23 protein-coding genes and 1 pseudogene are annotated in these 24968 nt (G+C 56.7%); 7 read left to right on the forward strand and 17 right to left on the reverse strand.

Going from position 1 to position 24968, the window contains the following annotated elements:
• Positions 1 to 360 precede the first annotated feature (360 nt).
• Together dapB and NR795_RS13615 are read right to left on the reverse strand one after the other, a co-directional pair.
• A complete protein-coding gene (gene dapB, locus NR795_RS13610) occupies positions 361 to 1182 on the reverse strand; it encodes a 4-hydroxy-tetrahydrodipicolinate reductase (RefSeq protein WP_144816211.1) in 822 nt (273 codons plus the stop codon).
• A 158-nt stretch (positions 1183 to 1340) separates the two neighbouring features.
• Entirely contained in the window at positions 1341 to 1970 is a 630-nt protein-coding gene (locus tag NR795_RS13615) for an alanyl-tRNA editing protein (protein ID WP_257758513.1), read from the reverse strand.
• 92 nt (positions 1971 to 2062) lie between these two features.
• Here NR795_RS13615 and NR795_RS13620 point away from each other — a divergent pair, with 92 nt between their 5' ends.
• Positions 2063 to 2971 carry a LysR family transcriptional regulator gene (locus NR795_RS13620; protein WP_144816215.1) on the forward strand — a complete coding sequence of 303 codons (909 nt, stop codon included), beginning with the start codon at positions 2063 to 2065 and terminating at the stop codon, positions 2969 to 2971.
• 3 nt (positions 2972 to 2974) lie between these two features.
• On the opposite strand, the gene ispH is transcribed toward NR795_RS13620, so the two are convergent.
• The 6 genes and pseudogenes from ispH to NR795_RS13650 all read right to left on the reverse strand — a co-directional run bounded on the left by ispH (position 2975) and on the right by NR795_RS13650 (position 8989).
• The gene (gene ispH / locus NR795_RS13625) at positions 2975 to 3925 is read right to left on the reverse strand and encodes a 4-hydroxy-3-methylbut-2-enyl diphosphate reductase (protein WP_144816217.1); all 951 of its coding nucleotides are present in this window, start codon (positions 3923 to 3925) and stop codon (positions 2975 to 2977) included.
• Position 3926: 1 nt separating this feature from the next.
• Complete coding sequence (gene fkpB / locus NR795_RS13630; RefSeq protein WP_042388172.1) at positions 3927 to 4376, reverse strand: FKBP-type peptidyl-prolyl cis-trans isomerase; 450 nt, start codon at positions 4374 to 4376, stop codon at positions 3927 to 3929.
• Between the two features lie 71 nt (positions 4377 to 4447).
• On the reverse strand, positions 4448 to 4948 hold the full coding sequence (gene lspA / locus NR795_RS13635) for a signal peptidase II (protein ID WP_238081539.1): 501 nt from the start codon (positions 4946 to 4948) through the stop codon (positions 4448 to 4450).
• Positions 4948 to 7764: an isoleucine--tRNA ligase gene (ileS, locus tag NR795_RS13640; RefSeq protein ID WP_257758514.1), complete on the reverse strand. Its 2817-nt coding sequence runs from the start codon at positions 7762 to 7764 to the stop codon at positions 4948 to 4950. The genes lspA and ileS overlap by 1 nt, the downstream gene beginning before the upstream one ends.
• 38 nt (positions 7765 to 7802) lie before the next feature.
• The gene (ribF, locus tag NR795_RS13645; protein ID WP_257758515.1) at positions 7803 to 8741 is read right to left on the reverse strand and encodes a bifunctional riboflavin kinase/FAD synthetase; all 939 of its coding nucleotides are present in this window, start codon (positions 8739 to 8741) and stop codon (positions 7803 to 7805) included.
• Positions 8742 to 8748: 7 nt separating this feature from the next.
• Positions 8749 to 8989: pseudogene (locus tag NR795_RS13650) on the reverse strand (DUF2575 domain-containing protein).
• Between the two features lie 79 nt (positions 8990 to 9068).
• Here NR795_RS13650 and rpsT point away from each other — a divergent pair.
• Positions 9069 to 9332 (forward strand): 30S ribosomal protein S20, encoded by a 264-nt coding sequence (gene rpsT / locus NR795_RS13655; RefSeq protein ID WP_042388178.1) that lies wholly within the window; start codon positions 9069 to 9071, stop codon positions 9330 to 9332.
• Positions 9333 to 9392: 60 nt separating this feature from the next.
• Here the strand turns inward: rpsT and nhaA are convergent, their stop codons facing one another.
• From nhaA to dnaK, 3 genes are all read right to left on the reverse strand, one after another.
• The gene (gene nhaA / locus NR795_RS13660; protein WP_144816229.1) at positions 9393 to 10562 is read right to left on the reverse strand and encodes a Na+/H+ antiporter NhaA; all 1170 of its coding nucleotides are present in this window, start codon (positions 10560 to 10562) and stop codon (positions 9393 to 9395) included.
• 125 nt (positions 10563 to 10687) lie between these two features.
• Positions 10688 to 11824, reverse strand: coding sequence for a molecular chaperone DnaJ (gene dnaJ / locus NR795_RS13665; protein ID WP_144816231.1), 1137 nt, complete (start codon positions 11822 to 11824; stop codon positions 10688 to 10690).
• A gap of 84 nt (positions 11825 to 11908) precedes the next feature.
• Positions 11909 to 13825, reverse strand: a complete 1917-nt coding sequence (dnaK, locus tag NR795_RS13670; RefSeq protein ID WP_144816234.1) for a molecular chaperone DnaK — start codon at positions 13823 to 13825, stop codon at positions 11909 to 11911.
• Between the two features lie 338 nt (positions 13826 to 14163).
• On the opposite strand from dnaK, the gene NR795_RS13675 reads away from it, so the two are divergent.
• The 3 genes from NR795_RS13675 to satP all read left to right on the forward strand — a co-directional run bounded on the left by NR795_RS13675 (position 14164) and on the right by satP (position 16030).
• Entirely contained in the window at positions 14164 to 14568 is a 405-nt protein-coding gene (locus tag NR795_RS13675; RefSeq protein WP_144816236.1) for a DUF2541 family protein, read from the forward strand.
• Positions 14569 to 14602: 34 nt separating this feature from the next.
• Positions 14603 to 15316, forward strand: a complete 714-nt coding sequence (msyB, locus tag NR795_RS13680; protein ID WP_144816238.1) for an acidic protein MsyB — start codon at positions 14603 to 14605, stop codon at positions 15314 to 15316.
• A gap of 147 nt (positions 15317 to 15463) precedes the next feature.
• Positions 15464 to 16030 (forward strand): acetate uptake transporter, encoded by a 567-nt coding sequence (gene satP / locus NR795_RS13685; RefSeq protein ID WP_257758516.1) that lies wholly within the window; start codon positions 15464 to 15466, stop codon positions 16028 to 16030.
• 46 nt (positions 16031 to 16076) lie between these two features.
• Here satP and NR795_RS13690 read toward each other — a convergent pair whose 3' ends face one another.
• The 4 genes from NR795_RS13690 to tal all read right to left on the reverse strand — a co-directional run bounded on the left by NR795_RS13690 (position 16077) and on the right by tal (position 20197).
• On the reverse strand, positions 16077 to 16982 hold the full coding sequence (locus tag NR795_RS13690) for an Rpn family recombination-promoting nuclease/putative transposase (RefSeq protein WP_257758517.1): 906 nt from the start codon (positions 16980 to 16982) through the stop codon (positions 16077 to 16079).
• Positions 16983 to 17094: 112 nt separating this feature from the next.
• On the reverse strand, positions 17095 to 18408 hold the full coding sequence (locus NR795_RS13695; protein WP_144816245.1) for an MFS transporter: 1314 nt from the start codon (positions 18406 to 18408) through the stop codon (positions 17095 to 17097).
• Positions 18409 to 18547: 139 nt separating this feature from the next.
• Positions 18548 to 19135 (reverse strand): molybdopterin adenylyltransferase, encoded by a 588-nt coding sequence (gene mog / locus NR795_RS13700; RefSeq protein ID WP_144816248.1) that lies wholly within the window; start codon positions 19133 to 19135, stop codon positions 18548 to 18550.
• 108 nt (positions 19136 to 19243) lie between these two features.
• Complete coding sequence (gene tal, locus NR795_RS13705) at positions 19244 to 20197, reverse strand: transaldolase (RefSeq protein ID WP_144816250.1); 954 nt, start codon at positions 20195 to 20197, stop codon at positions 19244 to 19246.
• A gap of 194 nt (positions 20198 to 20391) precedes the next feature.
• On the opposite strand from tal, the gene NR795_RS13710 reads away from it, so the two are divergent.
• Both NR795_RS13710 and yaaA read left to right on the forward strand, forming a co-directional pair.
• The gene (locus NR795_RS13710) at positions 20392 to 21819 is read left to right on the forward strand and encodes a sodium:alanine symporter family protein (protein WP_144816252.1); all 1428 of its coding nucleotides are present in this window, start codon (positions 20392 to 20394) and stop codon (positions 21817 to 21819) included.
• Between the two features lie 93 nt (positions 21820 to 21912).
• Positions 21913 to 22686, forward strand: coding sequence for a peroxide stress protein YaaA (yaaA, locus tag NR795_RS13715; RefSeq protein WP_144816254.1), 774 nt, complete (start codon positions 21913 to 21915; stop codon positions 22684 to 22686).
• 61 nt (positions 22687 to 22747) lie between these two features.
• Here the strand turns inward: yaaA and thrC are convergent, their stop codons facing one another.
• Positions 22748 to 24034, reverse strand: a complete 1287-nt coding sequence (gene thrC / locus NR795_RS13720; RefSeq protein WP_144816256.1) for a threonine synthase — start codon at positions 24032 to 24034, stop codon at positions 22748 to 22750.
• A gap of 3 nt (positions 24035 to 24037) precedes the next feature.
• Entirely contained in the window at positions 24038 to 24967 is a 930-nt protein-coding gene (thrB, locus tag NR795_RS13725; protein WP_257758518.1) for a homoserine kinase, read from the reverse strand.
• Between the last annotated feature and the right edge of the window lies 1 nt (position 24968).

Below are 24968 nucleotides of genomic sequence, written 5' to 3' on the forward strand. Positions count from 1 at the left end.
GCAAACGGCGGCATTCTAGAGACAACCCTGATAAAAGTCTACCATCCAGACCACTTTTTCTTACTTTTTTGCAACCCTGAGGGATAACCTGCACCTTAAGATGCAAAAAAGCCAGATAAATTGCACAGGAAAACGCTTGCGTACATGTAAGGATTTCAGTTTTTTATACGTAACGATAAAAACAGGAATGGAGGGTGAGAATCTGCTTTTTTTTATCAAAAACAGCAGGAAGAGAGAGCGTTACAGCGCTTTAAAATGACAAAATGGATCAAACAGACAAAATAAAGGGGCAATAAAATATTGCCCCATGCAATCAAAGCATTGCGATCACAATAACCACATCACGATGGGTAATAAACGCTACAAATTGTTGAGATCGAGCACGTCACGCATATCAAAAAGGCCATTATTCTGTGATTTAAGCCACAAAGCAGCCCGAACCGCACCGTTGGCAAATGTCATACGGCTGGAAGCTTTGTGTGTAATCTCAATGCGCTCACCCACGTCGGCAAACATGGCGGTATGCTCGCCAATGATGTCACCTGCGCGAACGGTGGCAAAACCGATGGTGCCCGGCTGACGCTCACCGGTATAGCCTTCGCGACTGTAAACGGCGCACTCTTTCAAATCTTTATCCAGCGCATGGGCGATGGCTTCCCCCATGGCCAGGGCGGTACCTGACGGAGCATCAACTTTATGGCGATGATGCGCTTCAATAATTTCAATATCGGTGTAGTCGCCCATCACTTTGGCTGCTTTCTCCAGCAGCTTAAGCATGACGTTGACCCCAACGCTAAAGTTAGCGGCAAAAACAATGCCGATGGTCTTTGCCGCGTCGCTGATAGCCTGCTTGCCAGCCTCGTCGAAGCCGGTAGTACCAATGACCATACCTTTGCCATGCTGGCGGCAGAAGGCCAGATGGGTCAGAGTGCCTTCCGGGCGGGTAAAATCGATAAACACATCAAAGTCGTCTTTTACCGCCTCAAGGCTACTCTGCACCGTCACGCCTGATTTGCCCGCGCCCGCCAGCTCCCCGGCGTCGCTGCCCAGCAGGGACGAGCCCTCCCGCTCCAGCGCCGCGCCCAGCGTTACGCCATCCATGTTTAACGCCGCCTGGATCAGCTGGCGGCCCATGCGCCCACCTGCGCCCGCAATGGCAACGCGTATTTGTGCTTCGTGCATAGTTGTGCTCTTTTGTTAATGAAATGCTATAAATCGCCTTCAGATTAACCAGGCCGCTAACGGGCCGCCAGCCGAAAACGCCGATAATTAGAATTTAATGATAAACGTCGGAAAGTATCAGCAAAAGACATGATTGCTGCCTGAGCGGCAGCAAGGTGCTAAGGCAGGAGATAACTGATGGTAAGCTGGCCTTTCTTCTGTTTAATGCTGCCAATGACCAGCTTATCGATATCTTGCAGATCAGGAACATGCGTCCCGCCGCACAGATAGGCAGGCAGATCGCCAAAGCGTACCTTACGTCGATCGCTTTCGAACGCCACGTGGCGCAGCAGCCCGGCGCTTATCCATGCCTCAATAATTGTCAGGAGCATGTCGCTCTCCGGTACGGCGGCTCCCTCGCCAGCAGTAAACGTGACCTTCCCCTCGCCCGGCCAGTGATGCGCCTTGATCGGCTGCCAGCCGTGCCGCTCTGCCGCGTAGCCGATCAGATGGCCCGCGCTGTGCCAGCGCGAGTGCAGCCTGCGGGTTTCTGCATCCACCCGCAGCGTCGCTTCGCCTACGGCAAGCGGTTCCGCCAGGATGTGTATCACGCTCTCTCCGCGCTGGACGACGCTCTCAACGCGAATGCCAGCGATCTCGCCTCTGTCGGCCGGCTGCCCTCCCCCCTGGGGATGAAACAGCGTCTTATCCAGCTCGATGGCGTAGCGGCCATCAGGCTCCTGGGTACAGCTGAGCACCTGGGCAATAACCTCAGTCGCATCGCTGGTGTAATAAAGACGTTCAGTCATGGTTGTTCTCCTCTGTCTGAGAACAGTATATTCATAATCTCCGGGACGATAATTCCCTTTTCAATCACTGCACTTTTGCGTATCAGGCACAAATGAACCCACTTCTGCTTCCCGATCTAGCAACCTTTGTGACCATCATTGAACAGGGTAGCTTCTCCGCTGCGGCGCGAGCGAGCGGGGCAACGCCCTCGGCTATTAGCCGCTGCGTCTCCCGACTTGAACAGGAGATGGGCTGTAAGCTGCTGCATCGCACTACCCGCAAGCTGGCCCTGACGGAGACGGGCAGAACCGTTTATGAGCATGCCCAGGAGATGCTGGAGGCCGCCAGGCAGGCGCTAGACTCTGGCGGCAGCCTGCAAACCGTTGCGCAGGGCAAGCTTACTCTGAGCGTACCGAAAGCCGTAGGGCGCTTCGTTATCCACCCCCTGATGCCCGAGTTTCTTGCCCGCTATCCGCAGATAGACGTTACCCTGCGGTTAGAGGATCGCTATGTGGATTTAATTAACGACGGGGTGGATCTGGCGCTGCGTATCACCGACTCCCCTTCACCAGGGCTGTACGGTAAATCCCTGATGCCGGTAACCCACGCGATCTGCGCCACGCCTGAGTATTTACGCATGCACGGAACGCCCGCGCATCCACAGGATCTGCGTCGTCACAGCTGCATCTCTCTCGGTGAAACGCCTGCTGACGCACGCTGGAAATTTCGTCTGCGGGAAAAGCTGGAGACCGTTCAGACACGGGGACGCTACGCGGCAAACCATACCGGCGTGCGCCTGGACGCGGTTAAGCAGCATATTGGCATTGGCAGCCTGCCGCTGTTTACCGCCCGCGAAGCGCTGGAGAGTGGGGAGATTGTGCAGGTGCTGCCCGAGTGGGAATTTATCAGCACCTATTCTGGAGAGCTGTGGCTACTGTGGACGCGGAATAAACATATGCCCGCAAAAATGCGGGCACTGATTAGCTATCTGACCGAAAAGATGCCCACCGGCATCGTTTAAGGGTTACTCGACTTCGCGCACGTCTACACGCAGCTCTTTCGGCACCTCGAAGACGATATTCTCTTCGCGGCCTTCAAGGGGAATGGCTTCCCCACCGCCCAGCGCCTGCAGGCGGGCGATGACGTTCTGCACCAGAATATCCGGCGCGGAGGCCCCGGCGGTGACGCCGACGCAGGCGACATTCGCCACCCACTTCTCCTGAATATCGGACGCATCGTCGATCAGAAACGCCGCTTTCCCCATTCGCTGGGCCAGCTCCGCCAGTCGGTTGGAGTTAGAGGAGTTTTTCGATCCCACCACCAGCACCACGTCAGCCTGTTCGGCCAGCGCGCGCACCGCCTCCTGACGGTTGGTGGTGGCGTAGCAGATATCATCCTTACGCGGCCCGACGATCTTCGGGAAGCGGCTACGCAGGGCGTCGATGACGTCAGAGGTATCATCCACCGACAGGGTGGTCTGGGTCATAAACGACAGACGGGTTTCGTCTTTGACGTTGAGCGTCAGCACATCCTCCGGCGACTCTACCAGGTACATGCCCCCTTTCGGGTTGCTGTACTGGCCCATCGTGCCCTCTACTTCCGGATGGCCAGCGTGACCGATGAGGATCGACTCTTCGCCGCGACGGCTGGCGCGTGCCACTTCCATATGCACCTTGGTCACCAGCGGACAGGTGGCGTCAAACACCGTCAGATCGCGGCTTTTCGCTTCGTTACGCACCGCCTGGGAGACGCCGTGGGCGGAGAAGATCAGGATCGCACCGTCCGGCACTTCGCTGATCTGCTCGATGAAGATCGCCCCGCGCTCGCGCAGGCTATCAACAACGTAGCGGTTATGCACCACTTCGTGACGTACGTAAATTGGCGCGCCGTAGATTGCCAGCGCGTTCTCAACAATGCTGATAGCGCGGTCTACCCCAGCGCAGAAGCCGCGCGGGTTGGCCAACAGGATCTGCATCTTATGCCTCCAGTGCCGGATCGACTTCCAGCACTTCAATATCAAAATGAACGGTTCGATCGGCCAGCGGATGGTTGAAGTCAACGGTGATCGAATCGCCGTTAATCTCACGGATCACGCCTGGCATTTCGCTGCCATCCATTGCGGTAAACAGCATGATTGCACCCATTTCCGGTTCGCCCGCCTCCATAAACTCACGACGCGAGAAGTACTGGATCAGATCCGGGCTGCTGATACCAAAGGCGGCATCCGGCTCCAGCGAAAAGGCACGCTTCTCGCCAGCTTTCAGTCCCAGCAGATGCTGCTCCAGCCCTTCCGACAGCGAGCCGTCGCCAAGGCGAAACAGCGCCGGTTTGCCGTTGTTGCGGGTAGATTCGGCAACGGAGCCATCATCAAGCTTCAGCGTGAAATGCACCAGCACCGCGCTGTTGCTCTGTACAGAATTAGACATGCAGATATAGCCTTCCAATGTGTTTGCCCGGTGGCGCTACGCTTACCGGGCCTACAGGTTTTGCGCTACGGTTATGCTGCTTTTCTCTTCGCTGCCGAAGGCAAAAAGCCCTCCAGCACGATCAACGCCGCCCCAATACAGATAGCCGTATCGGCGAGGTTAAAGGTCGCGAAGTGCCAGTCGCCGACGTAGAAGTCGATCATATCGACCACGAAGCCGTGCCACAGGCGGTCAAATAGATTGCCCAGCGCGCCGCCAATAATCAGCGCGTAGGCGATGTTATTCAGCTTCTGCGAAGCCCTGGCGCGATACATCATCACCGCCAGCACCACGCAGATACCGATGGCGATGCCTGCGAAGAACCAGCGCTGCCAGCCGCCTTTATCGGCGAGGAAGCTAAACGCCGCGCCGTAGTTGCGCGCATAGTGCAGATTAAGCGACGGGAACAGCGAGACCGTCTCCCCCAGATTGAAATTCTGGAGGATCAGGAACTTGCTGCCCAGATCGATAATCAGCACGACTACCACCAGCCACAGCCAGCGTAGCCCTGTTGAAAAGATCGGTTTACTCATCAGGCAAACTTACGTTTTTCGCCGTCACCGGCGACGTTAACCACACAGCGTCCGCAAATTTCTGCGTGTTCCGCCACCTTACCGACGTCGGTCGTGTAGTGCCAGCAGCGCTGACACTTCTCACCTTCGGCCTTGCTCAGCGTCACCTTCAGCCCTTTGAGCAGCTCGCTCTGCTGGGCTTCGGCCGGCGCGTTAGTATAGTCCTCAACTCCGGCACCGGAGGTCAACAGGATGAATCGCAATTCATCGCCCAGCGCCGTCAGCTTCGCCGCCAGCTCAGGCTCGGCATAGAGCGTCACCGCTGCTTCCAGCGAGCCGCCTACCTTCTTGTCGGCGCGTGCCTGCTCGATAACTTTGTTTACTTCGCCGCGGACCTTCAGCAGCTCGCTCCAGTAAGCATCGTTCATGGCTTCCGTTTCGGCCAGGCCAAACAGGCCTTCATACCACTCACCGGTAAAGACATACTGCTCGCGCTCGCCCGGCAGGTAGCCCCAGATCTCATCGGCCGTAAAGGACATGATCGGTGCCATCCAGCGCACCAGCGCTTCGGCAATGTGATACAGCGCGGTCTGGCAGCTGCGACGGGCAACGCTGTTGGCTTTCGCGGTGTACTGACGATCTTTGATGATGTCGAGGTAGAACGAGCCCATCTCGATAGAGCAGAAGCGCATCAGGCGCTGCACCACTTCATGGAAGTCGTAAGAGTCGTACGCCTTGAGGATATCCTCCTGCGCGGCTTGGGCACAGCCTACTGCCCAACGATCCAGCACCACCATCTCTTCCGGTTTCACCATATCTTTTGCCGGATCGAAACCGTTGAGGTTCGCCAGCAGGAAGCGCGCGGTGTTACGGATACGACGATAGCTGTCGGCGGCACGCTTGAGGATCTCATCCGATACCGCCATCTCGCCGGTGTAGTCCGTCGAGGCCACCCACAGACGCAGAATATCCGCGCCCAGCTTGTTCATGACGTCCTGCGGCGAGACGGTGTTGCCGATGGATTTCGACATCTTGCGTCCCTGACCGTCCACGGTGAAGCCGTGGGTCAGCACCTGACGATACGGCGCTTTGCCTTTCATGGCGGTGGAGATCATCAGGGATGACATAAACCAGCCGCGATGTTGGTCAGAACCTTCCAGATACATATCGGCAGCGTGACCGGCAAACTCAGGGCGCACGTCTACAACGGAGGAGTGCGTTGAACCGGAGTCGAACCACACATCCAGGGTATCCGGCACTTTCTCGTAACTGTCAGCATCCGCGCCCAGGATGTCGCGGGAATCGAGATCCCACCATGCCTGAATGCCGTCCACTTCAACACGTTTCGCGACTTCTTCCATCAGCTCCAGCGTGTTCGGGTGCAGTTCCTGCGTCTCTTTATGCACAAACAGAGACATCGGCACGCCCCAGGTACGCTGACGGGAGATACACCAGTCAGGACGGTTGGCGACCATGGATTCAATACGCGCCTGGCCCCAGTCCGGGATCCACTGCACGCCTTTGATCTCTTTCAGAGACTGCGCGCGCAGGCCTTTCTGATCCATGCTGATGAACCACTGCGGAGTAGCACGGAAGATGATCGGTGTTTTGTGACGCCAGCAGCACGGGTAGCTGTGCTGCATTTTTTCTACGTGCAGCAGCGCGCCGCTGGTGCGCAGCATATCAACGATAATGTCGTTGGCTTTGAAGACGTTGACACCGTCCAGCGTTGGGTAAGTGCCAGGCAGATAAGCGCCGTCAGGACCCACCGGGTTGGCGATTTCCAGTCCGTATTTCAGGCTGATGTTGTAGTCGTCAGGGCCGTGACCACCGGCGGTATGAACCGCACCGGTACCGGCTTCCAGTGTTACGTGATCGCCCAGAATCGCAGGAACATCGAAATCCAGGAACGGGTGTTTGAAGCGCATCAGCTCAAGCTCAGCGCCGTTCACGGTGCCCAGCACGGTGAAGTTATCGATGTGGGCACGTTTCAGAACGCTTTCTACCAGATCTTTCGCCAGGATCAGCGCCTGACCGTCTACCTGCACCAGCGCATAGTCGAAATCAGCAGAGAGCGAGATCGCGCGGTCTGCTGGCAGCGTCCACGGGGTGGTGGTCCAGATAACCAGCGAGATTGGGCCATTTACCGACGTCACGCCAAATTTGGCTTTCACCGCATCCTGATCGACGGCATTGAACGCCACGTCGATAGACGGAGAGGTTTTGTCGTAATACTCCACTTCCGCTTCTGCCAGCGCAGAGCGGCAGTCAACGCACCAGTGCACCGGCTTCGCGCCTTTATGCAGGTGACCGTTGCCGATGATCTTGCCCAGCGCACGGATGATGTTAGCTTCGGTTTTGAAATCCATGGTCAGGTAAGGACGAGACCAGTCGCCCAGCACGCCCAGGCGGATAAAATCTTTACGCTGACCGTCAACCTGTGCGGCAGCGTACTCGCGGCACTTGGCGCGGAACTCGGCGGCGGTGAACTTCTCACCCGGTTTGCCATACTCCTGCTCCACCTTCAGCTCGATCGGCAGACCGTGACAGTCCCAGCCCGGCACGTAAGGCGAATCGAAGCCCGTCAGTCCTTTGGACTTAACGATAATGTCTTTCAGAATCTTGTTAACCGAGTGACCGATATGAATGCTGCCATTCGCATAAGGAGGGCCATCATGCAGAATGAAGGTTTTTTTGCCTTTTTTCGCGGCACGGATGATGCCGTACAGGTCATCATCGTTCCAACGCGCCAGCATTCCCGGTTCGCGTTTGGCGAGATCGCCACGCATCGGGAACCCTGTTTCCGGCAAATTCAGGGTTGATTTAAAGTCACTCATCAGATTCTCGGTTCCGTAATTAAAAACGTGTTTAGCCATTACGCCAGGTTTGATAACCCAAATAACTCGCGGGCGGTTAACTCATCTTTGGCAATTTGCGCCTTCAGCTCATCCAGCGAGGCAAATCGCTTTTCGCTGCGGATCTTTTTTCGCAGCACTACTTCTATATGGCGGCCATAGAGGTCCATTACAACGTCCAGCAGGTGCACTTCCAGCTGCTGGCGCACGCCTTTGACCGTGGGGCGGGTACCAATATTGGCCACGCCGGGCAGCGGTTTATCGCCCAGACCCATCACTTCTACCGCATAGACCCCTTTTACCGGGGAGACCTGACGGCGTAGAGGCACGTTCGCCGTCGGGAAGCCAATGGTGCGTCCCAGCGCGTCGCCGTGCACGACGCGGCCGGAGATAGAGAACGGATGCCCTAGCAGGCTCTCGGCCAGCGGCAGATCGTCATCCGCCAGCGCCTGGCGTACCGCCGTGCTGCTGATGCGCACGCCGTCTTCGCAGAAGGTTTGGGTGCTGGTGACGTCAAAGCCGTACTCCAGGCCAGCCTTCTGTAATAACAAGAAATCGCCCTGCCGACCAGCACCAAAGCGGAAATCGTCGCCGACGGCAAGAAAGCGCACGCCCAGGCGATCCACCAGCAGGTCGCTGACAAAGTTTTGCGCCGTCAGGGCAGCAAAGCGGCGATCGAAGCGCACGCAGAGCACGTAGTCGACGCCGCATTCGGCCAGATAACGCAGCTTTTCACGCAGGCGTGTCAGACGGGCCGGGGCTTTATCGCCAGCGAACAGCTCCAGCGGCTGGGGTTCAAAAATCATTACCACCACCGGCAGGCTACGTTTACGCCCTTCGGCGATCAGGCCGCGCAGCAGCGCCTGATGCCCCCGGTGCACGCCGTCGAAATTACCAATAGTCAGCACACACCCTTGCGGGGCCTGGCTGAGATTATGTGTGCCGCGTATCAGCTTCATGTCTGGCTCAAAACAGTGAAAATCGTCCGAGTATACCTTGTACAGCGTTTAAGGTTAACCGGCGATTGGCCTTGTAAAACAGAAAGCGCCAAGGATTTCATTGCGCTGCCTGCCTACCTAAAGAAAAAGTCGTGTTTCACAGCGATTTTTGTCGTAGAAAGGCTGTATTCATGACCAGCAAGCTGATAGAATCTTGCCCCATCACACGTAACGAGCGTCGCAACGTAGCGCCGCTTATTTGCACAAATCCATTGACAAAAGAAGGCTGAAAGGGCATATTCCTCGGCCTTTGAATTGTCCACATAGATCATATTTGGGAGTTGGACCTTGGCTAATATCAAATCAGCTAAGAAGCGCGCCGTTCAGTCTGAAAAGGCACGCAAGCACAACGCAAGCCGTCGCTCTATGATGCGTACTTTCATCAAGAAAGTATACGCAGCGATTGAAGCTGGCGACAAAGCAGCTGCACAGAAAGCATTTAACGAAATGCAACCGATCGTGGATCGTCAGGCCGCTAAAGGTCTGGTCCACAAAAACAAAGCAGCGCGCCATAAGGCTAACCTGACCGCGCAGATCAACAAACTGGCTTAATCGCCCGTCTGCTGAGCTTTGTTAAAAAAACCCGCCAAGGCGGGTTTTTTTACGTCTGGACTATGCCTCTGGCGCTTTAAAACGCGCCCGCAGCAGGCAGTAGCCAATCACTGCCGACAGCAGCGAGCCAGTCAGAATACCCAGCTTAGCCCAGTCCACCAGCTCAGGATCGATACCGTCAAACGCCAGGTTAGTGATGAAGATAGACATGGTAAAGCCGATGCCGCACAGCACGCCGACGGCCATTATCTGGTTGAAGGCTGTTCCATGAGGCAGTTTTGCCAGCTTCATCCGCAGCGCCAGCCAGGTAAAGAGCGTAATGCCCAGCGGCTTGCCGATAAGCAGACCGGCGATAATTCCCAGCGGCAGCATCGAGGCCAACCCGCTCAGCGTCACATCCTGTAACGGTACTCCCGCATTTGCAAAAGCAAACAGCGGCAGAATAAGCCAGCCAACCCACGGATGAAGCACATGCTCCAGCTGGCGGGAGGGCGATACCCCCTCTTCTTTCGTTAGCGGGATAAAGAACCCCAGGATCACCCCGGCGATGGTGGCATGCACGCCCGACTTCAGTACCGCCGTCCAGAGAACCAGCCCAACCAGTATATAGAGGCCGGTACGCCGCACGTTGAGGGCATTCATGACGGCCAGCACCACGACGGCCAGGGCAGCGACGCCCAGCGACACCATCGACAGATCGCTGGTATAGAACAGGGCAATAATCACAATGGCACCCAGGTCATCGATAATTGCCAGCGCCATCAGGAAGATCTTTAGCGCGGGCGGAATACGGCTGCCCAGCAGCGCCAGCACGCCCAGCGCAAAGGCGATATCGGTCGCGGTAGGGATTGCCCAACCGTGGCTGACCACCGGGTCGTTAGCGTTAAACAGCAGGAAAATCAGTGCCGGGACAACCATTCCCCCCACCGCGGCGATGACCGGGAAGATCGCCTGGTGAAAACTAGCCAATGCGCCCTGGATGAGCTCGCGCTTTACTTCCAGCCCTATCAGCAGGAAGAAGACGGCCATCAGCGCATCGTTAATGAACAGCAGCATGTTCTTATTGATATCGAGCGGACCCGCCCTGAACTGCACCGGCAGGTCGAGAAAAGCACGGTAGGCCTCTTGAGTCGCCCCCAGATTGGCGCAAAGCATAGCCAGCACGGCGGCAATGATAAGCGTCACGCCCCCGGACGCATCGCTGTTAATAAAGCGGCGCAAATGTTTCACAATGGCTCCTTCTGTAGAATTTACTTAATGTCTGAAACAGTTTAACCGTCTGGATTGCGAGGGGACAGAAATAATGAAAAAGCCCGGGCGTTACCCCAGGCTTTCGTGAACGCAGACGCTAACGCTTAGCGCGTCAGGTCATCAAAGAACTTCTTTACGCCGTCGAAGAAGCTTTTGGAGCGTGGGCTGTTATGTTCACCCGTTGGGCCACCGAAGCTCTCCTGAAGATCCTTCAGCAGCTGCTTCTGCTTCTCGCTGAGGCCCACCGGCGTCTCAACCACTACGCGGCACAGCAGATCGCCCTGCGCACCGCCGCGTACCGACTTCACGCCCTTGCCGCGCATGCGGAACAGCTTGCCGGTCTGGGTTTCGCTCGGCACCTTCAGGTTAACGCGACCGTCCAGCGTCGGGACCTCAATCTCACCGCCCAGCGCCGCCATGGCAAAGTTGATCGGTACTTCACAGTAGAGGTTGTTGCCTTCACGCTCGAAAATCGGGTGCTGCTTCACCTGAACCTGAACGTACAGATCGCCTGCCGGTGCACCATGCTCCCCAGCTTCGCCCTCGCCTGAGAGGCGAATACGGTCGCCGGTATCGACGCCTGCCGGGATCTTCACGGACAGGGTTTTGCTCTTCTCCACGCGACCGTGGCCGTGGCACTTGTTGCACGGATCTTTGATCAGCGTACCGCGGCCCTGACAGTGCGGACAGGTCTGCTGTACTGCAAAGAAGCCCTGGCGCATCTGCACCTGGCCGGAGCCGTGACAGGTCGGACAGGTCTGCGGCTGAGTACCGGCTTTCGCGCCGCTGCCGTGACAGATGTCGCACTCTTCCAGCGTCGGGATACGGATCTCTTTGGTGACGCCGCGTACGGCCTCTTCCAGCGTCAGCTCCATATTGTAGCGCAGGTCAGCCCCGCGCGACGCGCGCTGGCGACCACGACCGCCGCCAAAGATGTCGCCGAATACGTCGCCAAAGATATCGCTAAAGTCAGCGCCGCCGCCGCCAAATCCGCCGCCGCCGCCCATGCCGCCCTGCTCAAACGCCGCGTGACCGTACTGATCGTAGGCCGCACGTTTTTGCGCATCGGTCAGGATCTCATACGCTTCTTTAATCTCTTTAAATTTGGCTTCGGCCTCTTTATCGCCCTGGTTGCGGTCCGGGTGGAACTTCATTGCCAGACGCTTATAGGCCTTTTTGATTTCACGCTCTTCCGCTGTTTTCGGAACGCCTAAAATCTCGTAATAGTCTTGCTTTGCCATTTGTTTATCTGCCCCTAACATGCGAGCACGGGCGGAGAGGAAACCTCTACGCCCGTGCTGGTTTTCTACCCTACATCAGGGCGATTATTTTTTGTCTTTAACTTCTTCGAACTCAGCGTCGACCACGTCGTCGTCTTTCGCGTTGTTCGCAGAAGCGTCAGCGCCACCCGCCTGCTGCTGAGCGTGCTGCTGCTGAGCAATCTCCATCAGCTTCTGGGAAACCTGGGCCAGCGCCTGCATTTTCGCTTCGATATCGGCTTTGTCTTCACCTTTCAGTGAGGTTTCCAGCGCGCTCAGCGCAGACTCGATAGCGGTTTTGTCTTCAGCCGGCAGCTGATCGCCTGCTTCGGTAACCTGCTTACGGGTGCTGTGCAGCAGGTGGTCACCCTGGTTGCGGGTCTGTACCAGCTCTTCAAACTTGCGGTCAGACTCGGCGTTAGCTTCCGCATCCTGAACCATTTTCTGGATCTCATCTTCATTGAGGCCAGAAGAGGCTTTGATGGTGATCTTCTGCTCTTTGCCGCTGTTTTTGTCTTTCGCGGAAACGTGCAGAATACCGTCGGCGTCGATGTCGAAGGTAACTTCGATCTGCGGCATGCCGCGCGGTGCCGGGTTAATACCGTCGAGGTTGAACTGGCCCAGCGACTTGTTATCGCCTGCACGTTTACGCTCACCCTGCAGCACATGGATGGTTACCGCAGACTGGTTGTCTTCCGCAGTAGAGAACACCTGGCTGTGCTTGGTCGGGATAGTGGTGTTTTTGCCGATCAGCGCAGTCATCACGCCGCCCATGGTTTCGATACCCAGGGAGAGCGGAGTCACGTCGAGCAGCAGAACGTCTTTCACATCACCGGTCAGCACGCCGCCCTGAACAGCAGCACCAATAGCTACGGCTTCGTCCGGGTTAACGTCTTTACGCGGCTCTTTGCCAAAGAACTCAGCAACTTTCTTCTGCACCATCGGCATACGGGTCTGGCCACCGACCAGGATCACGTCCTGCACGTCAGAGACGGAGAGGCCCGCATCCTGCAGCGCAACTTTCAGCGGCTCGATAGAACGGTTTACCAGGTCTTCTACCAGGCTTTCCAGTTTCGCACGGGTCACTTTGATGTTCATGTGTTTCGGACCGGTCGCGTCTGCGGTGATGTACGGCAGGTTCACGTCGGTCTGCTGCGCAGAGGAGAGCTCAATTTTCGCTTTCTCTGCGGCTTCTTTCAGGCGCTGCATCGCCAGCGGATCGTTACGCAGGTCAATGCCCTGATCTTTCTTAAACTCTTCAACGAGGTAGTTGATCATACGGCTGTCGAAGTCTTCACCACCCAGGTGGGTATCACCGTTGGTTGCCAGCACTTCGAAGGTTTTCTCACCGTCAACTTCGTCGATTTCGATAATAGAGATATCGAAGGTACCGCCACCGAGGTCGTATACGGCGATAGTGCGGTTGCCAACTTCTTTATCCAGACCGTAGGCCAGTGCCGCTGCGGTCGGTTCGTTGATGATACGTTTGACTTCCAGACCCGCGATACGGCCAGCGTCTTTGGTCGCCTGGCGCTGAGCATCGTTGAAGTAAGCCGGAACGGTAATAACCGCTTCGGTCACTGGTTCGCCCAGGTAGTCTTCAGCCGTTTTCTTCATTTTTTTCAGCACTTCAGCAGAGATCTGCGGCGGTGCCATTTTCTGGCCTTTTACATCAATCCATGCGTCGCCGTTGTCGGCTGCAATGATTTTGTACGGCATGATAGCTTCATCACGCTGCACTTCTTCGTCCTGGAAGCGGCGACCGATCAGGCGTTTAATCGCAAACAGGGTGTTTTGCGGGTTTGTCACTGCCTGACGTTTAGCCGGCTGGCCTACCAGAGTTTCACCATCCTGGGTATAGGCAATGATTGACGGCGTGGTGCGATCGCCTTCGGCGTTCTCCAGCACACGTGCGGTGGTGCCATCCATAATCGCTACACAAGAGTTGGTAGTACCCAGGTCGATACCAATAATTTTACCCATCTAAACGTCTCCACTAAAAATTTGTTCATCATGTGGTTGTGAATCTGTAATAAGGGCAAATGTTGCGGTTTCAACTGCCCAGAACTGTTTTTTTTCAGACTCACCACTTCGGTTGACTACAAGATGGGGACGTAACGCAACGCATCAAGGGGCGCGCGAGAAAATTTTTTTGCCCGCCTGCCCGCATCCCGATTATGCATTCACCTCCGTGATTAAAATCAAGAAACCATTCACCAAAAAACTGTAATAAAAAGAAAAGATTAGTTGCATGAACCTTTATATTTGTATGGGTATTATAGGGGCGGACTAATAATGGTTTAACCGAGTAAGAGAACATGATGAAAACCCGATTATCCCTGGCGGCTTCCCTGATACTGGGCATGCTGCTGACCAGTACGGCGCAGGCTAACGATCATAAAGTGATGGGCGTGATTGCTATGCCACGAAATGAAACCAGCGATCTGGCGCTAAAAATGCCGGTTTGTCGCGTGGTGAAGCGCATTCAGCTCACCGCTGACCACGGCGATATCGACCTGAGCGGCGCATCGGTCTACTTCAAAACCGCAAAAAGCGCCAGCCAGAGTCTGAGTGTGCCCTCCTCACTGAAAGAGGGGCAGACCACCGACTGGATCAATATCAATAGCGATAACGACAACAAGCGCTGCGTGGCAAAGATCACCTTCTCAGGCCATACGGTGAACTCCTCTGATATGGCAACGCTAAAAATCATTGGCGATGACTAATCCTCGCTGCTTCTTTTATGGGACATAACGCACCATGAACGTCAGATACCTAAACGACGAAGATTTGGATTTTCTGCAGCATTGCCGCGAGGATCAGCTGGCTGAGCTGACGCGCCTGCTTACCCATAACGAAAAGGGAAAGGCGAGGCTGTCGAGTGCCCTACAGCATAACGAGCTATTCAAAGCGATGGAGGGGCACCCCGAGCAGCACCGCTGCAATTGGCAGCTGATTGCTGGTGAGCTACAGCATTACGGTGGCGACAGCATTGCCAATAAGCTGCGGGGGCATGGCAAGCTTTACCGGACCATTTTGCTGGACGTGGCGAAACGGTTAAAGCTCAAGGCGGATAAAGAGAGCTCGACCTTTGAGATTGAACAGGATCTGCTGGCGCACTTTCTGCGTAACGCCTGGCAGAAGATGGATGCCGCGCAGCAGCAGGCGTTTCTGCAGGAGGTTGAGGCGAAAGTCACTGAGCTGGAGGAGCTGCTGCCGTTGCTGATGAAGGATCCGGCGTTGGCGAAAGGGGTTTCTCATCTGCTCTCCAGCCAGCTCACCCGCATTCTGCGTACCCACGCCGCCGTTAGCGTCATCGGCCACGGGCTGGTGCGCGGTGTGGGCCTTGGCGGCCCGCTGGGGGCGGCGCTAAACGGTGTTAAAGCCGTCAGCGGCAGCGCCTATCGCGTCACCATTCCCGCTGTACTGCACATCGCCTGCCTACGCCGGATCACCGCCGTCGTACAGAAGTGATCTCACCGTTAAAAATATATTTCACTTCACCCTGTTCAGATCATAGACAGAGTAATTGCCGCTCATTATGATGCCGCGCCCCGCCTCCACTATCGTGTGGCGGGGCCTTTACTTTCACCATTTTTATGATGATTTTTTTGAGGATTTATGGGCGACACTAAGTTGGCTAATCCGGCTCCGCTGGGCTTAATGGGCTTCGGCATGACCACTATTCTGCTTAATCTGCACAATATTGGCATGTTCCCGCTGGATGGCATTATCCTGGCTATGGGCATTTTCTACGGCGGCATCGCGCAAATTTTTGCCGGGCTGCTGGAGTATAAAAAAGGCAACACCTTTGGCTTAACCGCCTTTACCTCTTACGGCTCTTTCTGGCTCACCCTGGTGGCGATCCTGATTATGCCAAAAATGGGCCTGGCGGATGCCGCCAACGCGCACTTCCTCGGTGTTTACCTGGGGATATGGGGCGTGTTCACCCTGTTTATGTTCTTCGGCACGCTGAAAGACGCACGTATGCTGCAGTTCGTGTTCCTGAGCCTGACGGTGCTGTTTGCGCTGCTGTGCGTGGGACACCTGGTGGATAACGAAAGCATCGTGCACGTGGCAGGCTGGATTGGTCTGGTCTGCGGCGCAAGCGCGATCTATCTGGCAATGGGTGAAGTGCTGAACGAGCAGTACGGCCGTACCGTGCTGCCGATTGGCGAAAGGATCTAATCTATCCGATGCTCCAGCGGTTAACGCAGGAGCATCGTTCATTTGTTCAGGAGAGTACCAGCGCGTCGAGCGCCTCTTCGGATAAGCCGGTCAGCTGTATGATCTGCGCGCGCTCCATCCCCTGGTTCAGCATAGCCAGAGCAATGCGAATTGTGGCCTCCTGACGTCCTTCAAGGACGCCTTCTCCGTGGCCTTCCTGTCTAAGTTGTTCTGCAATAGTCATTAAAATACCCTTATGTTGCGGGGCTTTTTTCGCCAGCAAACGAATTAGCGCACCCTGATCTACACTATTTCCAGCCTGAACAAGATAGTTAATAGCACTTCTGAGCTGCTGTCCGGTAGTGTATCCCTCTAAAAGTAGGGAAACCAAATGCTCATGAAATACCATGAGATCCCGCACACGAATATTTTTCTGTAAAAACTCAAGGAGCGCCACTCTGCGATGAGTCAGGATGCTATCGTCGGGAATGACCGTAACATCAACCAAAAGAAATTCTTGAGCATATAACTGCTGTGCCAATATGGGATTTTCGAATGCATCTAACCAGCACATCGAGAAAGGATACGGGCTTACAGCTCCATGGTAGAACAGGATTGGGATCACCAGCGGTAATTCTTCATTTCCGGCATCCAGATGACGTTGCATTGCGGCCAATGCGTAACGCATAAGTCGAAAGGTCATCTGTTTGTCAGGGGTACTTTGGTGCTCAAGCAAAGCATAGATGTAGCCCGCACCATAACGGGTTTGCACTGACCAAAGTACATCGGAATGGCGAGCCTGTAAGTTTTCCTCAATAAAACTGCCTGATTCAAGACGTAATGATTTGAGATCGCAAAGCTTCAAAAGGTGCTCGGGAAGATGGATTTCAAGAAAGTCACGTGCAGTTTCAGGATGGGTCAAAAATTGTTTGAACACAGCGTCGTGAGGGGCAGACGGCGAAATCCTTGCCATGTTTTTTCCTTTTACGTTGAGCCTGCCCGGAGTATTCACCTCATTCTGGCTTTTGTCAGAATGAGGTGAATACCTTGCGAAGAGGCTCGGAAAAAACGCAGCTAGCGGAAAACTATAAGGATGTTTGCTTAAGTTCACCGCGCGGCGGAATTTCTTGCGAGTTCAGATCCTGCCGCAGCCAGATCCCTAATGCTAAGCCCACCAGCGCCAGCGCCAGCACGTACCAGGCCGGAGCCAGCGGCGAGACGCCCATCAGTAGGGTAACCGCAATCGGCGTCAGTCCGCCAAAGATGGCGTAAGAGACGTTGTAGGAGAAGGAGATCCCGGTAAAGCGCACCTCAGCAGGAAACGCCCGCACCATGACGTAGGGCACCGCGCCAACGACCCCGACGCCCAGCCCTGCCAGGCCATAGAGCAGAGAGAGATGCTCCGGGTGCGTACCGGCGAAGTGATAGAAGATACCGCTGGTGCAGGCCAGCAGAATGCTGCCGACGATAAAGGTTCTGCTCGCCCCAAAGCGATCCGCCGCCAGCCCAGCCAGCAGACAGCCAATGCAGAGCATAATGGTTGCCACGCTGTTGGCCTGCAGAGTCAGAGCCGGAGCAAGTCCGTACTGCTTTTGCAGCCACACCGGCGACATCAGAATCACCACCACGATGCAGGCGGAGAGCAGCCAGGTGAGCAGCATTGAGATCGCCACCGCCCTCTTATGCTTCACCACCACCGCCTTCACCGGCAGCTCCTGGGCCAGAGCCTTACGCTGCTGCATCTCCAGGAAGATCGGCGTCTCCTGCAACCAGCGGCGCAGGTACATTGCCACCAGGCCAAAGGCACCGCCGAGCAGGAACGGAATACGCCAGCCAAAGTCGTGCAGCATCTCCGGTGTCATTGTGCGGTTCACCACCGTGGCAACCACCGACCCCAGCAGAATGCCCACGGTCAGTCCCGCCGTCAGGGTACCGCAGGCGATGCCGATCCGGCGGGCAGGCACGTGCTCAGCAACAAAAACCCATGCGCCCGGCACTTCGCCGCCGATCGCCGCGCCCTGTAAAAGACGCATCAGCAGCAGAAGCAGCGGTGCGGCAATACCGATAGAGGCGTAGGTGGGCAGCAGGCCAATCGCCAGGGTTGGTACCGCCATCAGCAGGATGCTCAGGGTAAACATCTTTTTACGCCCGACCAGATCGCCAAAGTGCGCCATGATAATGCCGCCCAGCGGTCGCGCCAGATAGCCTGCGGCAAAGATACCGAAGGTCTGCACCTGACGCAGCCACTCTGGAATATCCGCGGGGAAGAACAGCGCGCCGACGACGGCAGCAAAAAAGACGAAGATGATGAAATCATAAAACTCCAGCGCGCCGCCAAGGGCAGCGAGCGAGAGCGTTTTATAATCCTGGCGATTCAGTGGGCGGGCGTTTTCAGACATAGCGAACCCTGTGCAAAGAGGGGTGAATGATTTTATTATTTACGGCATATGTAAACTTAAAATTACTATACCGTAAAAAAATCAGCACGCCACTCTTTGGCGCCCCTATTGCAGCGCTTATCCCAGAAAAGCTCTCTGTTCAGGAGATTGTTTCGCGTCTGGCGCTTTTGGGCCGAAAAGCTGCTACCACCTCTGGGTGGGTTTCCACGTAGGGCCCCTCCAGAAGCTGTAAACAATAAGGTACACTGGCAAAAATACCTGGTACAACGACCTTCCCGTCACTCTCTTTAACCCCCTCCAGCGTCTCCTGGATCGATTTCGGCTGGCCGGGAAGATTGAGGATCAGCGCCTGCTTGCGGATCACCCCCACCTGGCGCGACAGGATCGCGGTGGGAACAAAGTGCAGGCTGATCTGCCGCATCTGTTCGCCAAAGCCTGGCATCTGGCGATCGGCAATGGCAAGCGTCGCGTCGGGGGTGACATCCCGGCGTGCGGGGCCCGTGCCACCGGTGGTCAGGACCAGATGGCAGCTCATCTCATCCACCAGCTCGCACAGCGTCTGCTCGATGATCGCCTGCTCGTCTGGAATAAGACGGGTTTCAATAGTAAAGGGGGTTGCGAGGGCAGAGGCCAGCCAGGCTTCGAGGGCAGGAATACCCTTATCCTGATAGACCCCGTTAGAAGCGCGGTCAGAGACAGAGACTAAGCCGATGCGTAACGTATTCATAGTATTTCCGTTCAAACAATATCGATACGGGAATGATACACGCAGAGGGGAATAACAGACAGGATCGAAAAGCAGGAGCGTGACCGGAGACCCGGCCACGCAGCGGGATTACAGCAGATCGCCGATCATGGCTTCCAGCTTACCCTGGTCCACGGCAAACTTGCGGATACCGTCCGCCAGCTTATCTACCGCCATCGGATCCTGGTTGTGTTCCCACAGGAACTCGGCTTCGGTGATGCGTTCCGGACGCGCTTTCACTTCACCGCTGAAGGAGAGCTTACGCTCAATCGTACCTTCGCTCTCTGCCAGCTCTTTCAGCAGCGCAGGGGCAATGGTCAGACGGTCACAGCCTGCCAGCTCAATGATTTCGCCAACGTTACGGAAGCTTGCGCCCATTACCACGGTCTCGTAGCCGTGCTGCTTGTAGTATTCGTAGATTTCGGTAACGGAGACCACGCCCGGATCTTCTGCCGGTGCGTACTCTTTCTTGTCGGTGTTGGATTTGTACCAGTCAAGAATACGGCCAACGAACGGCGAAATCAGGAACACGCCCGCTTCAGCACAGGCGCGCGCCTGAGCGAAGGAGAACAGCAGGGTCAGGTTACAGTTGATGCCCTCTTTTTCCAGCTGCTCAGCGGCACGGATGCCCTGCCAGGTGGAGGCCAGCTTGATCAGGATGCGATCGTTGCTGATACCCGCGTCGTTGTAGAGCTTGATCAGACGCTTGGCTTTGGCAATGGAGCCTTCGGTGTCATAGGAGAGACGTGCGTCTACTTCAGTAGAGATACGGCCCGGCACCAGTTTCAGGATCTCCAGACCGATGTTCACGGCCAGCTTGTCAGAGGCGTCAACGATCTGCTGCGCGCGGTCGCTGCTCTGGCTTTTGGCCCAGCTTACGGCATCGTCAATCAGCTTGCGGTATTCAGGGATCTGGGCTGCGTTGAGGATCAGAGAAGGGTTGGTTGTAGCATCCTGCGGCTGATACAGCTTCATTGCCGCGATATCTCCGGTGTCGGCCACCACGGTGGTGAACTGACGCAGGGAGGTCAATTTATCCGTCATAATCGTGTTTCTCTTTAAACAGCTTGTTAGGGGGATGTAACCGGTCTTCCCTGATGATATCACGACGCACTGTCAGCGCAACCGCAGACAGTGCCCTATCCTGGAGTATGGTAGACTCAATCAACGACGCGTTGCACCGCGCCAAAAATGGCAGCGCTTACACTGGCCGATCGGCATGAACAAGAGGAATGTGAATGCCAGATTTTTTCCTTTTTATCAATGAAATACTCTGGGAATCGGTGATGATCTACCTGCTTATCGGAGCAGGGATCTGGTTTACCGTGCGCAGTGGATTTATTCAGTTTCGCTACCTGCGCCACGTCGGCAAAAGTCTGAAAAACAGCGTGACGCCCCAGCCTGGCGGCCTGACCTCATTCCAGGCGCTCTGCACCAGCCTCGCGGCGCGCGCCGGCAACGGCAACCTGATGGGCGTGGCGCTGGCCATCTCCGCCGGTGGGCCGGGCGCCGTGTTCTGGATGTGGGTCTCTGCGCTGATCGGTATGGCAACAACCTTTGCCGAATGCGCGCTGGCGCAGCTCTATAAAGAGCGTGACGAACATAACCAGTTTCGCGGCGGCCCCGCCTGGTATATCACTCGCGGCCTCGGCATGCGCTGGCTGGGCATTATATTCGCCCTCTTTCTGCTGGTATATGGACTCATTTTCAATACCGTTCAGTCCAACACCGTGGCCCATGCTCTGCGCTACGCCTGGGAGATACCGGAGCTGCTCAGCGGTGTGCTTTTAGCTGCCGCCACGCTGCTGGCGATAAGGCTCGGCATTCGCGGTGTCGCCCGCATTATGCAGTGGCTGGTCCCGGCCATGATGCTCGTGTGGGTGCTTGCCAGCCTGCTGATCGGCGCATGGCATGTTGAGCAGCTGCCCGGCATCGTCAACGCCATCTTCCGAGGCGCCTTCGGCTGGCACGAAGCGGCGGCAGGCGCGCTCGGCTATACCGTCAGCCAGGCGCTGACCAGCGGCTTTCAGCGGGGCATCCTGTCGAACGAGGCGGGAATGGGCACCACGCCTAATGCGGCGGCCGCAGCGGCATCGTGGCCTCCCCATCCGGCCGCGCAGGGGATCGTGCAGATGATCGGCGTCTTTACCGATACCCTTATCGTCTGTACCGCCAGCGCGCTCATTGTCCTGCTTGCCAACGCGTCGTCGCCGCACACTCCCCTCGATGGCATTGAGCTGGTGCAGCAGGCTATGGTCTCTCTGACCGGCAGCTGGGCCGCCGGGTTTGTCGCGGTGATTACCGCGCTGTTTGCTTTTACCACCATCGTGGTGAACTACATCTATGCCGAAAATAACCTGATCTTTTTGCGCCTGCACAGCAGACGCAACCTCTGGCTGATGCGCGGCGGCACGCTGCTGATGGTGATAACCGGATCGCTACTGAGCCTGCCGATGGTCTGGCAGATGGCGGACGTGATGATGGCGCTAATAGCGATTGTTAACCTCAGCGCCATCCTGCTGCTGTCGCCGGCGGTGAGAATTATCGCCAATGACTACCTGCGCCAGCGCAGGCTGGGGGTGCGCCCGGTGTTTACTCCCCAGCGCTACCCGGAGATCCAACGCCAGCTCGCTCCCGGTGCGTGGGACAACCTGCCGGACCGCTAGGGCAGCAATTGCAACTATCGATCAACACAGGCGCTTTTTTTGCTAAAGTCCGTTTTTTGCGACAGTCTGCGCATATTTTCCTGAGGAGTGGACATGCTGATTCTGATCTCGCCGGCCAAGACGCTGGATTACCAAAGCCCGCTGGCCACCCAGCGCTATACGCAGCCGGTGCTGCTGGATCACGCCCAACAGCTGATTGACGTTGCCCGCCAGCTCTCCGCGCCGCAAATCAAGACCCTGATGGGTATCAGCGATAAGCTGGCGGATCTCAACGCTACGCGCTTTCACGACTGGCAGCCGGACTTCACGCCGGACAACGCCCGTCAGGCTATCCTGGCTTTTAAGGGCGATGTCTATGCCGGTATGCAGGCCGAGACCTTCAGCGACGACGATTTTACCGTTGCCCAGCAGCATCTGCGGATGCTATCCGGCCTCTACGGCGTGCTGCGCCCGCTCGATCTGATGCAGCCCTACCGGCTTGAGATGGGCATTCGCCTGCAGAACCCAAAAGGCAGCGACCTGTATCAATTCTGGGGGGAGACCATCACCCATACGCTCAACGAGGCGCTGGCGGCGCAGGGCGATAACATCATCGTTAACCTGGCGTCGGATGAGTACTTCCGGGCGGTGAAGCCGAAGCTGCTGGCTGGCGAGATCGTGAAACCGGTATTCCTTGATGAGAAAAACGGTGTCTTTAAGGTGATTAGCTTCTATGCCAAGAAAGCGCGTGGGCTAATGAGCCGCTACATCATTGAAAACCGTCTGACGACGCCGGAGCAGCTTAAGGCATTTGATGTGGACGGCTACGTCTTTGATGAAGAGATGTCGAAAAAGAACGAGCTGGTCTTTAAGCGTCGCGAAGGTTAAACGCCGCGCCGAAAGCCCGGAGGCGGCGACGCCTTACCGGGCCTGGAGAGAGCAGTTACCTTTACGCTTTTTGCATCATCAGCGCGCGCAGGGCGGCAAAATCAGCAGGCAGGCTGTGGGAGAGCAGCGGCAGCTCGGCGCGCTCAGCCAGCGCGGCAGGCAGATCCAGCGTATCGCCAAGGATCGCCTCGACGCTCTCTTTGAATTTCGCCGGATGCGCGGTGCCGAGGAACAGGCCGTACTCGCCCGGATGCAGCTGGTCGCGCAGAGCGCGGTAGGCCACTGCCGCGTGCGGCTCGGAGAGATACCCCTTCTCTTTCAGCTCCAGCATGGTGGCTTTGGTCACTTCGTCATCGATGGCAGCATAGCCCAGCTCGTTCAGACGCCAGATCTTACGGCGGAACAGCTCCTCCACGCGTGGCCAGTTGTTCGGCTGGCTGACGTCCATGGCGTTGGAGAGCGTCGCCTGGGTCGTATTCGGGCTCCACTCCCCTGCTTTCAGGAAGCGCGGCACGGTGTCGTTGGCGTTAGTGGCAGCAATAAAGCGCTTCACCGGCAGGCCCAGCGATTTCGCCAGCAGGCCTGCGGTGAGATCGCCAAAGTTTCCGCTGGGTACAGAGATCACCAGCTGGTTGCGCGCTTCCTGCGGCAGCTGCGCCACCGCCTCGAAGTAGTAGCAGATCTGCGCCAGCAGGCGGCTGATGTTGATGGAGTTCGCCGAGTTCAGCCCCAGGGTCTGCTTCAGCTCTTCATCATCAAAGGCCTGCTTGACCAGCGCCTGGCAAGCGTCAAAGTCGCCGTCGATAGCCACCGTCTCGATGTTGCCCCCCAGCGTACAGAAGAGTTTCTCCTGTAGCGGGCTGATTTTGCCCTGCGGGTAGAGGATCACCACGCGGACGTTTTTCAGGCCATAGAAGGCGTGCGCCACCGCCGCGCCGGTATCGCCGGAGGTCGCGGTCAGGATGGTGACGGGCTTATCGCCGCTAATGTGGGTCAGCATCTGCGCCATAAAGCGGCCGCCAAAGTCTTTAAACGCCAGCGTCGGGCCGTGGAACAGCTCCAGACAGCCGATGTCCTCCTCAACCTTGCTCACCGGGGCGGGGAAGGTAAAGGCCGCCCGCACGCGCTCCTCCAGCAGCTCCTGAGGGATCTCATCGCCAATAAAGGCGGCGAGGATCTTTGCGCTACGGCTAACGAAATCCTGCTCCAGCATCTCGTCGATTTCGGTCAGGTTGAACTCGGGCAGATCGTGAGGGAAGAAAAGCCCCTGCTGTTTACCCAGCCCCTGCGTTACCGCCTGGGCAAAGGAGACCTGCTCGTTATGATCTTTAAGGTTGTAGAGTTTCATTAATTATCCCAGTACGCGTGCGCCCGCTGTATCCAGCCGGCAAATATGAACGAAGCCTTCCTGATTCTGCAGATAGTGTTTACTCAACCAGTCTGCTACGCGCTGCGCGGTGTCCGGCCGGTCGCAGAGCGCGAACAGCGTCGGCCCCGACCCGGAGATACCGCTCGCCAGCGCGCCAATCTCTGCCACCGCCTGACGCGCCTCTTTAAAGCCCGGCAGCAGGCGGGCCCGGTACGGCTCGGCAATCACGTCTTTCATCAGCTTCGCGGCCAGCTGCGGCTGGCGAGAGTAGCAGGCGTGAATAAACCCAGCCAGATGTCGCCCGTGGGCAATGCAGTCCTGGCGGCGATACTGCGCGGGTAAAATCGCCCGAGCCTCTGCCGTGGAGACCTTGATCCCCGGGTAGGCCAGCACCCACAGCCACTCATCAAAGCCTGGCACCTGCTGGCTGATAATGCCGTTCTCTTCGATCATCAGCTGCATGCCGCCGAGGAAACAGGGAGCTACGTTATCGTAATGAATGCTGCCGGAGATGCGTCCCTCCAGCTCGCCCATCAGCGCCAGCAGGCGCGTATCGTTCAGCGGCTTGCCACAGTGCTCGTTCATCGCCACCAGCGCGGCAACCACGGAGCAGGCGCTGGAGCCGAGCCCCGAGCCAATCGGCATATTTTTTTCCAGCGTCATAGTCACCGGAATAGTTTTATTCATCTCCTGGCAGAAACGCTCCCAGCACTGATAGACAATATTTTCCCGCGGCTCCGGGGGGAGCTTATCCGCAAAGCGCCCCACATTGTGCAGGCTAAAACCATCGGCCGCCTCCACCGTGACGACGTCGCCCAGCAGGGCGCCATCCACCGGCGTTACCGCCGCCCCAAGCACGTCGAAGCCAACGCTCATATTGGCGCTGGAGGCCGGGGCATACACTTTCACCATG

The organism is Pseudescherichia sp. L3 (assembly GCF_024656065.1).
GTDB lineage: Bacteria > Pseudomonadota > Gammaproteobacteria > Enterobacterales > Enterobacteriaceae > Pseudescherichia.

Bases quoted from the DNA above. Each gene is read 5' to 3' on its own strand.
- thrB (WP_257758518.1), bottom strand. From the start codon at position 24,967: ATGGTGAAAGTGTATGCCCCGGCCTCCAGCGCCAATATGAGCGTTGGC.
- NR795_RS13690 (WP_257758517.1), bottom strand. From the start codon at position 16,982: ATGGCAAGGATTTCGCCGTCTGCCCCTCACGACGCTGTGTTCAAACAA.
- ribF (WP_257758515.1), bottom strand. From the start codon at position 8,741: ATGAAGCTGATACGCGGCACACATAATCTCAGCCAGGCCCCGCAAGGG.
- NR795_RS13695 (WP_144816245.1), bottom strand. From the start codon at position 18,408: ATGTCTGAAAACGCCCGCCCACTGAATCGCCAGGATTATAAAACGCTC.
- ispH (WP_144816217.1), bottom strand. From the start codon at position 3,925: ATGCAGATCCTGTTGGCCAACCCGCGCGGCTTCTGCGCTGGGGTAGAC.
- thrC (WP_144816256.1), bottom strand. From the start codon at position 24,034: ATGAAACTCTACAACCTTAAAGATCATAACGAGCAGGTCTCCTTTGCC.
- dnaJ (WP_144816231.1), bottom strand. From the start codon at position 11,824: ATGGCAAAGCAAGACTATTACGAGATTTTAGGCGTTCCGAAAACAGCG.
- satP (WP_257758516.1), top strand. From the start codon at position 15,464: ATGGGCGACACTAAGTTGGCTAATCCGGCTCCGCTGGGCTTAATGGGC.
- yaaA (WP_144816254.1), top strand. From the start codon at position 21,913: ATGCTGATTCTGATCTCGCCGGCCAAGACGCTGGATTACCAAAGCCCG.
- fkpB (WP_042388172.1), bottom strand. From the start codon at position 4,376: ATGTCTAATTCTGTACAGAGCAACAGCGCGGTGCTGGTGCATTTCACG.
- NR795_RS13615 (WP_257758513.1), bottom strand. From the start codon at position 1,970: ATGACTGAACGTCTTTATTACACCAGCGATGCGACTGAGGTTATTGCC.
- dnaK (WP_144816234.1), bottom strand. From the start codon at position 13,825: ATGGGTAAAATTATTGGTATCGACCTGGGTACTACCAACTCTTGTGTA.
- tal (WP_144816250.1), bottom strand. From the start codon at position 20,197: ATGACGGATAAATTGACCTCCCTGCGTCAGTTCACCACCGTGGTGGCC.
- dapB (WP_144816211.1), bottom strand. From the start codon at position 1,182: ATGCACGAAGCACAAATACGCGTTGCCATTGCGGGCGCAGGTGGGCGC.
- msyB (WP_144816238.1), top strand. From the start codon at position 14,603: ATGAACGTCAGATACCTAAACGACGAAGATTTGGATTTTCTGCAGCAT.
- mog (WP_144816248.1), bottom strand. From the start codon at position 19,135: ATGAATACGTTACGCATCGGCTTAGTCTCTGTCTCTGACCGCGCTTCT.
- NR795_RS13620 (WP_144816215.1), top strand. From the start codon at position 2,063: ATGAACCCACTTCTGCTTCCCGATCTAGCAACCTTTGTGACCATCATT.
- NR795_RS13675 (WP_144816236.1), top strand. From the start codon at position 14,164: ATGAAAACCCGATTATCCCTGGCGGCTTCCCTGATACTGGGCATGCTG.
- NR795_RS13710 (WP_144816252.1), top strand. From the start codon at position 20,392: ATGCCAGATTTTTTCCTTTTTATCAATGAAATACTCTGGGAATCGGTG.
- lspA (WP_238081539.1), bottom strand. From the start codon at position 4,948: ATGAGTAAACCGATCTTTTCAACAGGGCTACGCTGGCTGTGGCTGGTG.
- ileS (WP_257758514.1), bottom strand. From the start codon at position 7,764: ATGAGTGACTTTAAATCAACCCTGAATTTGCCGGAAACAGGGTTCCCG.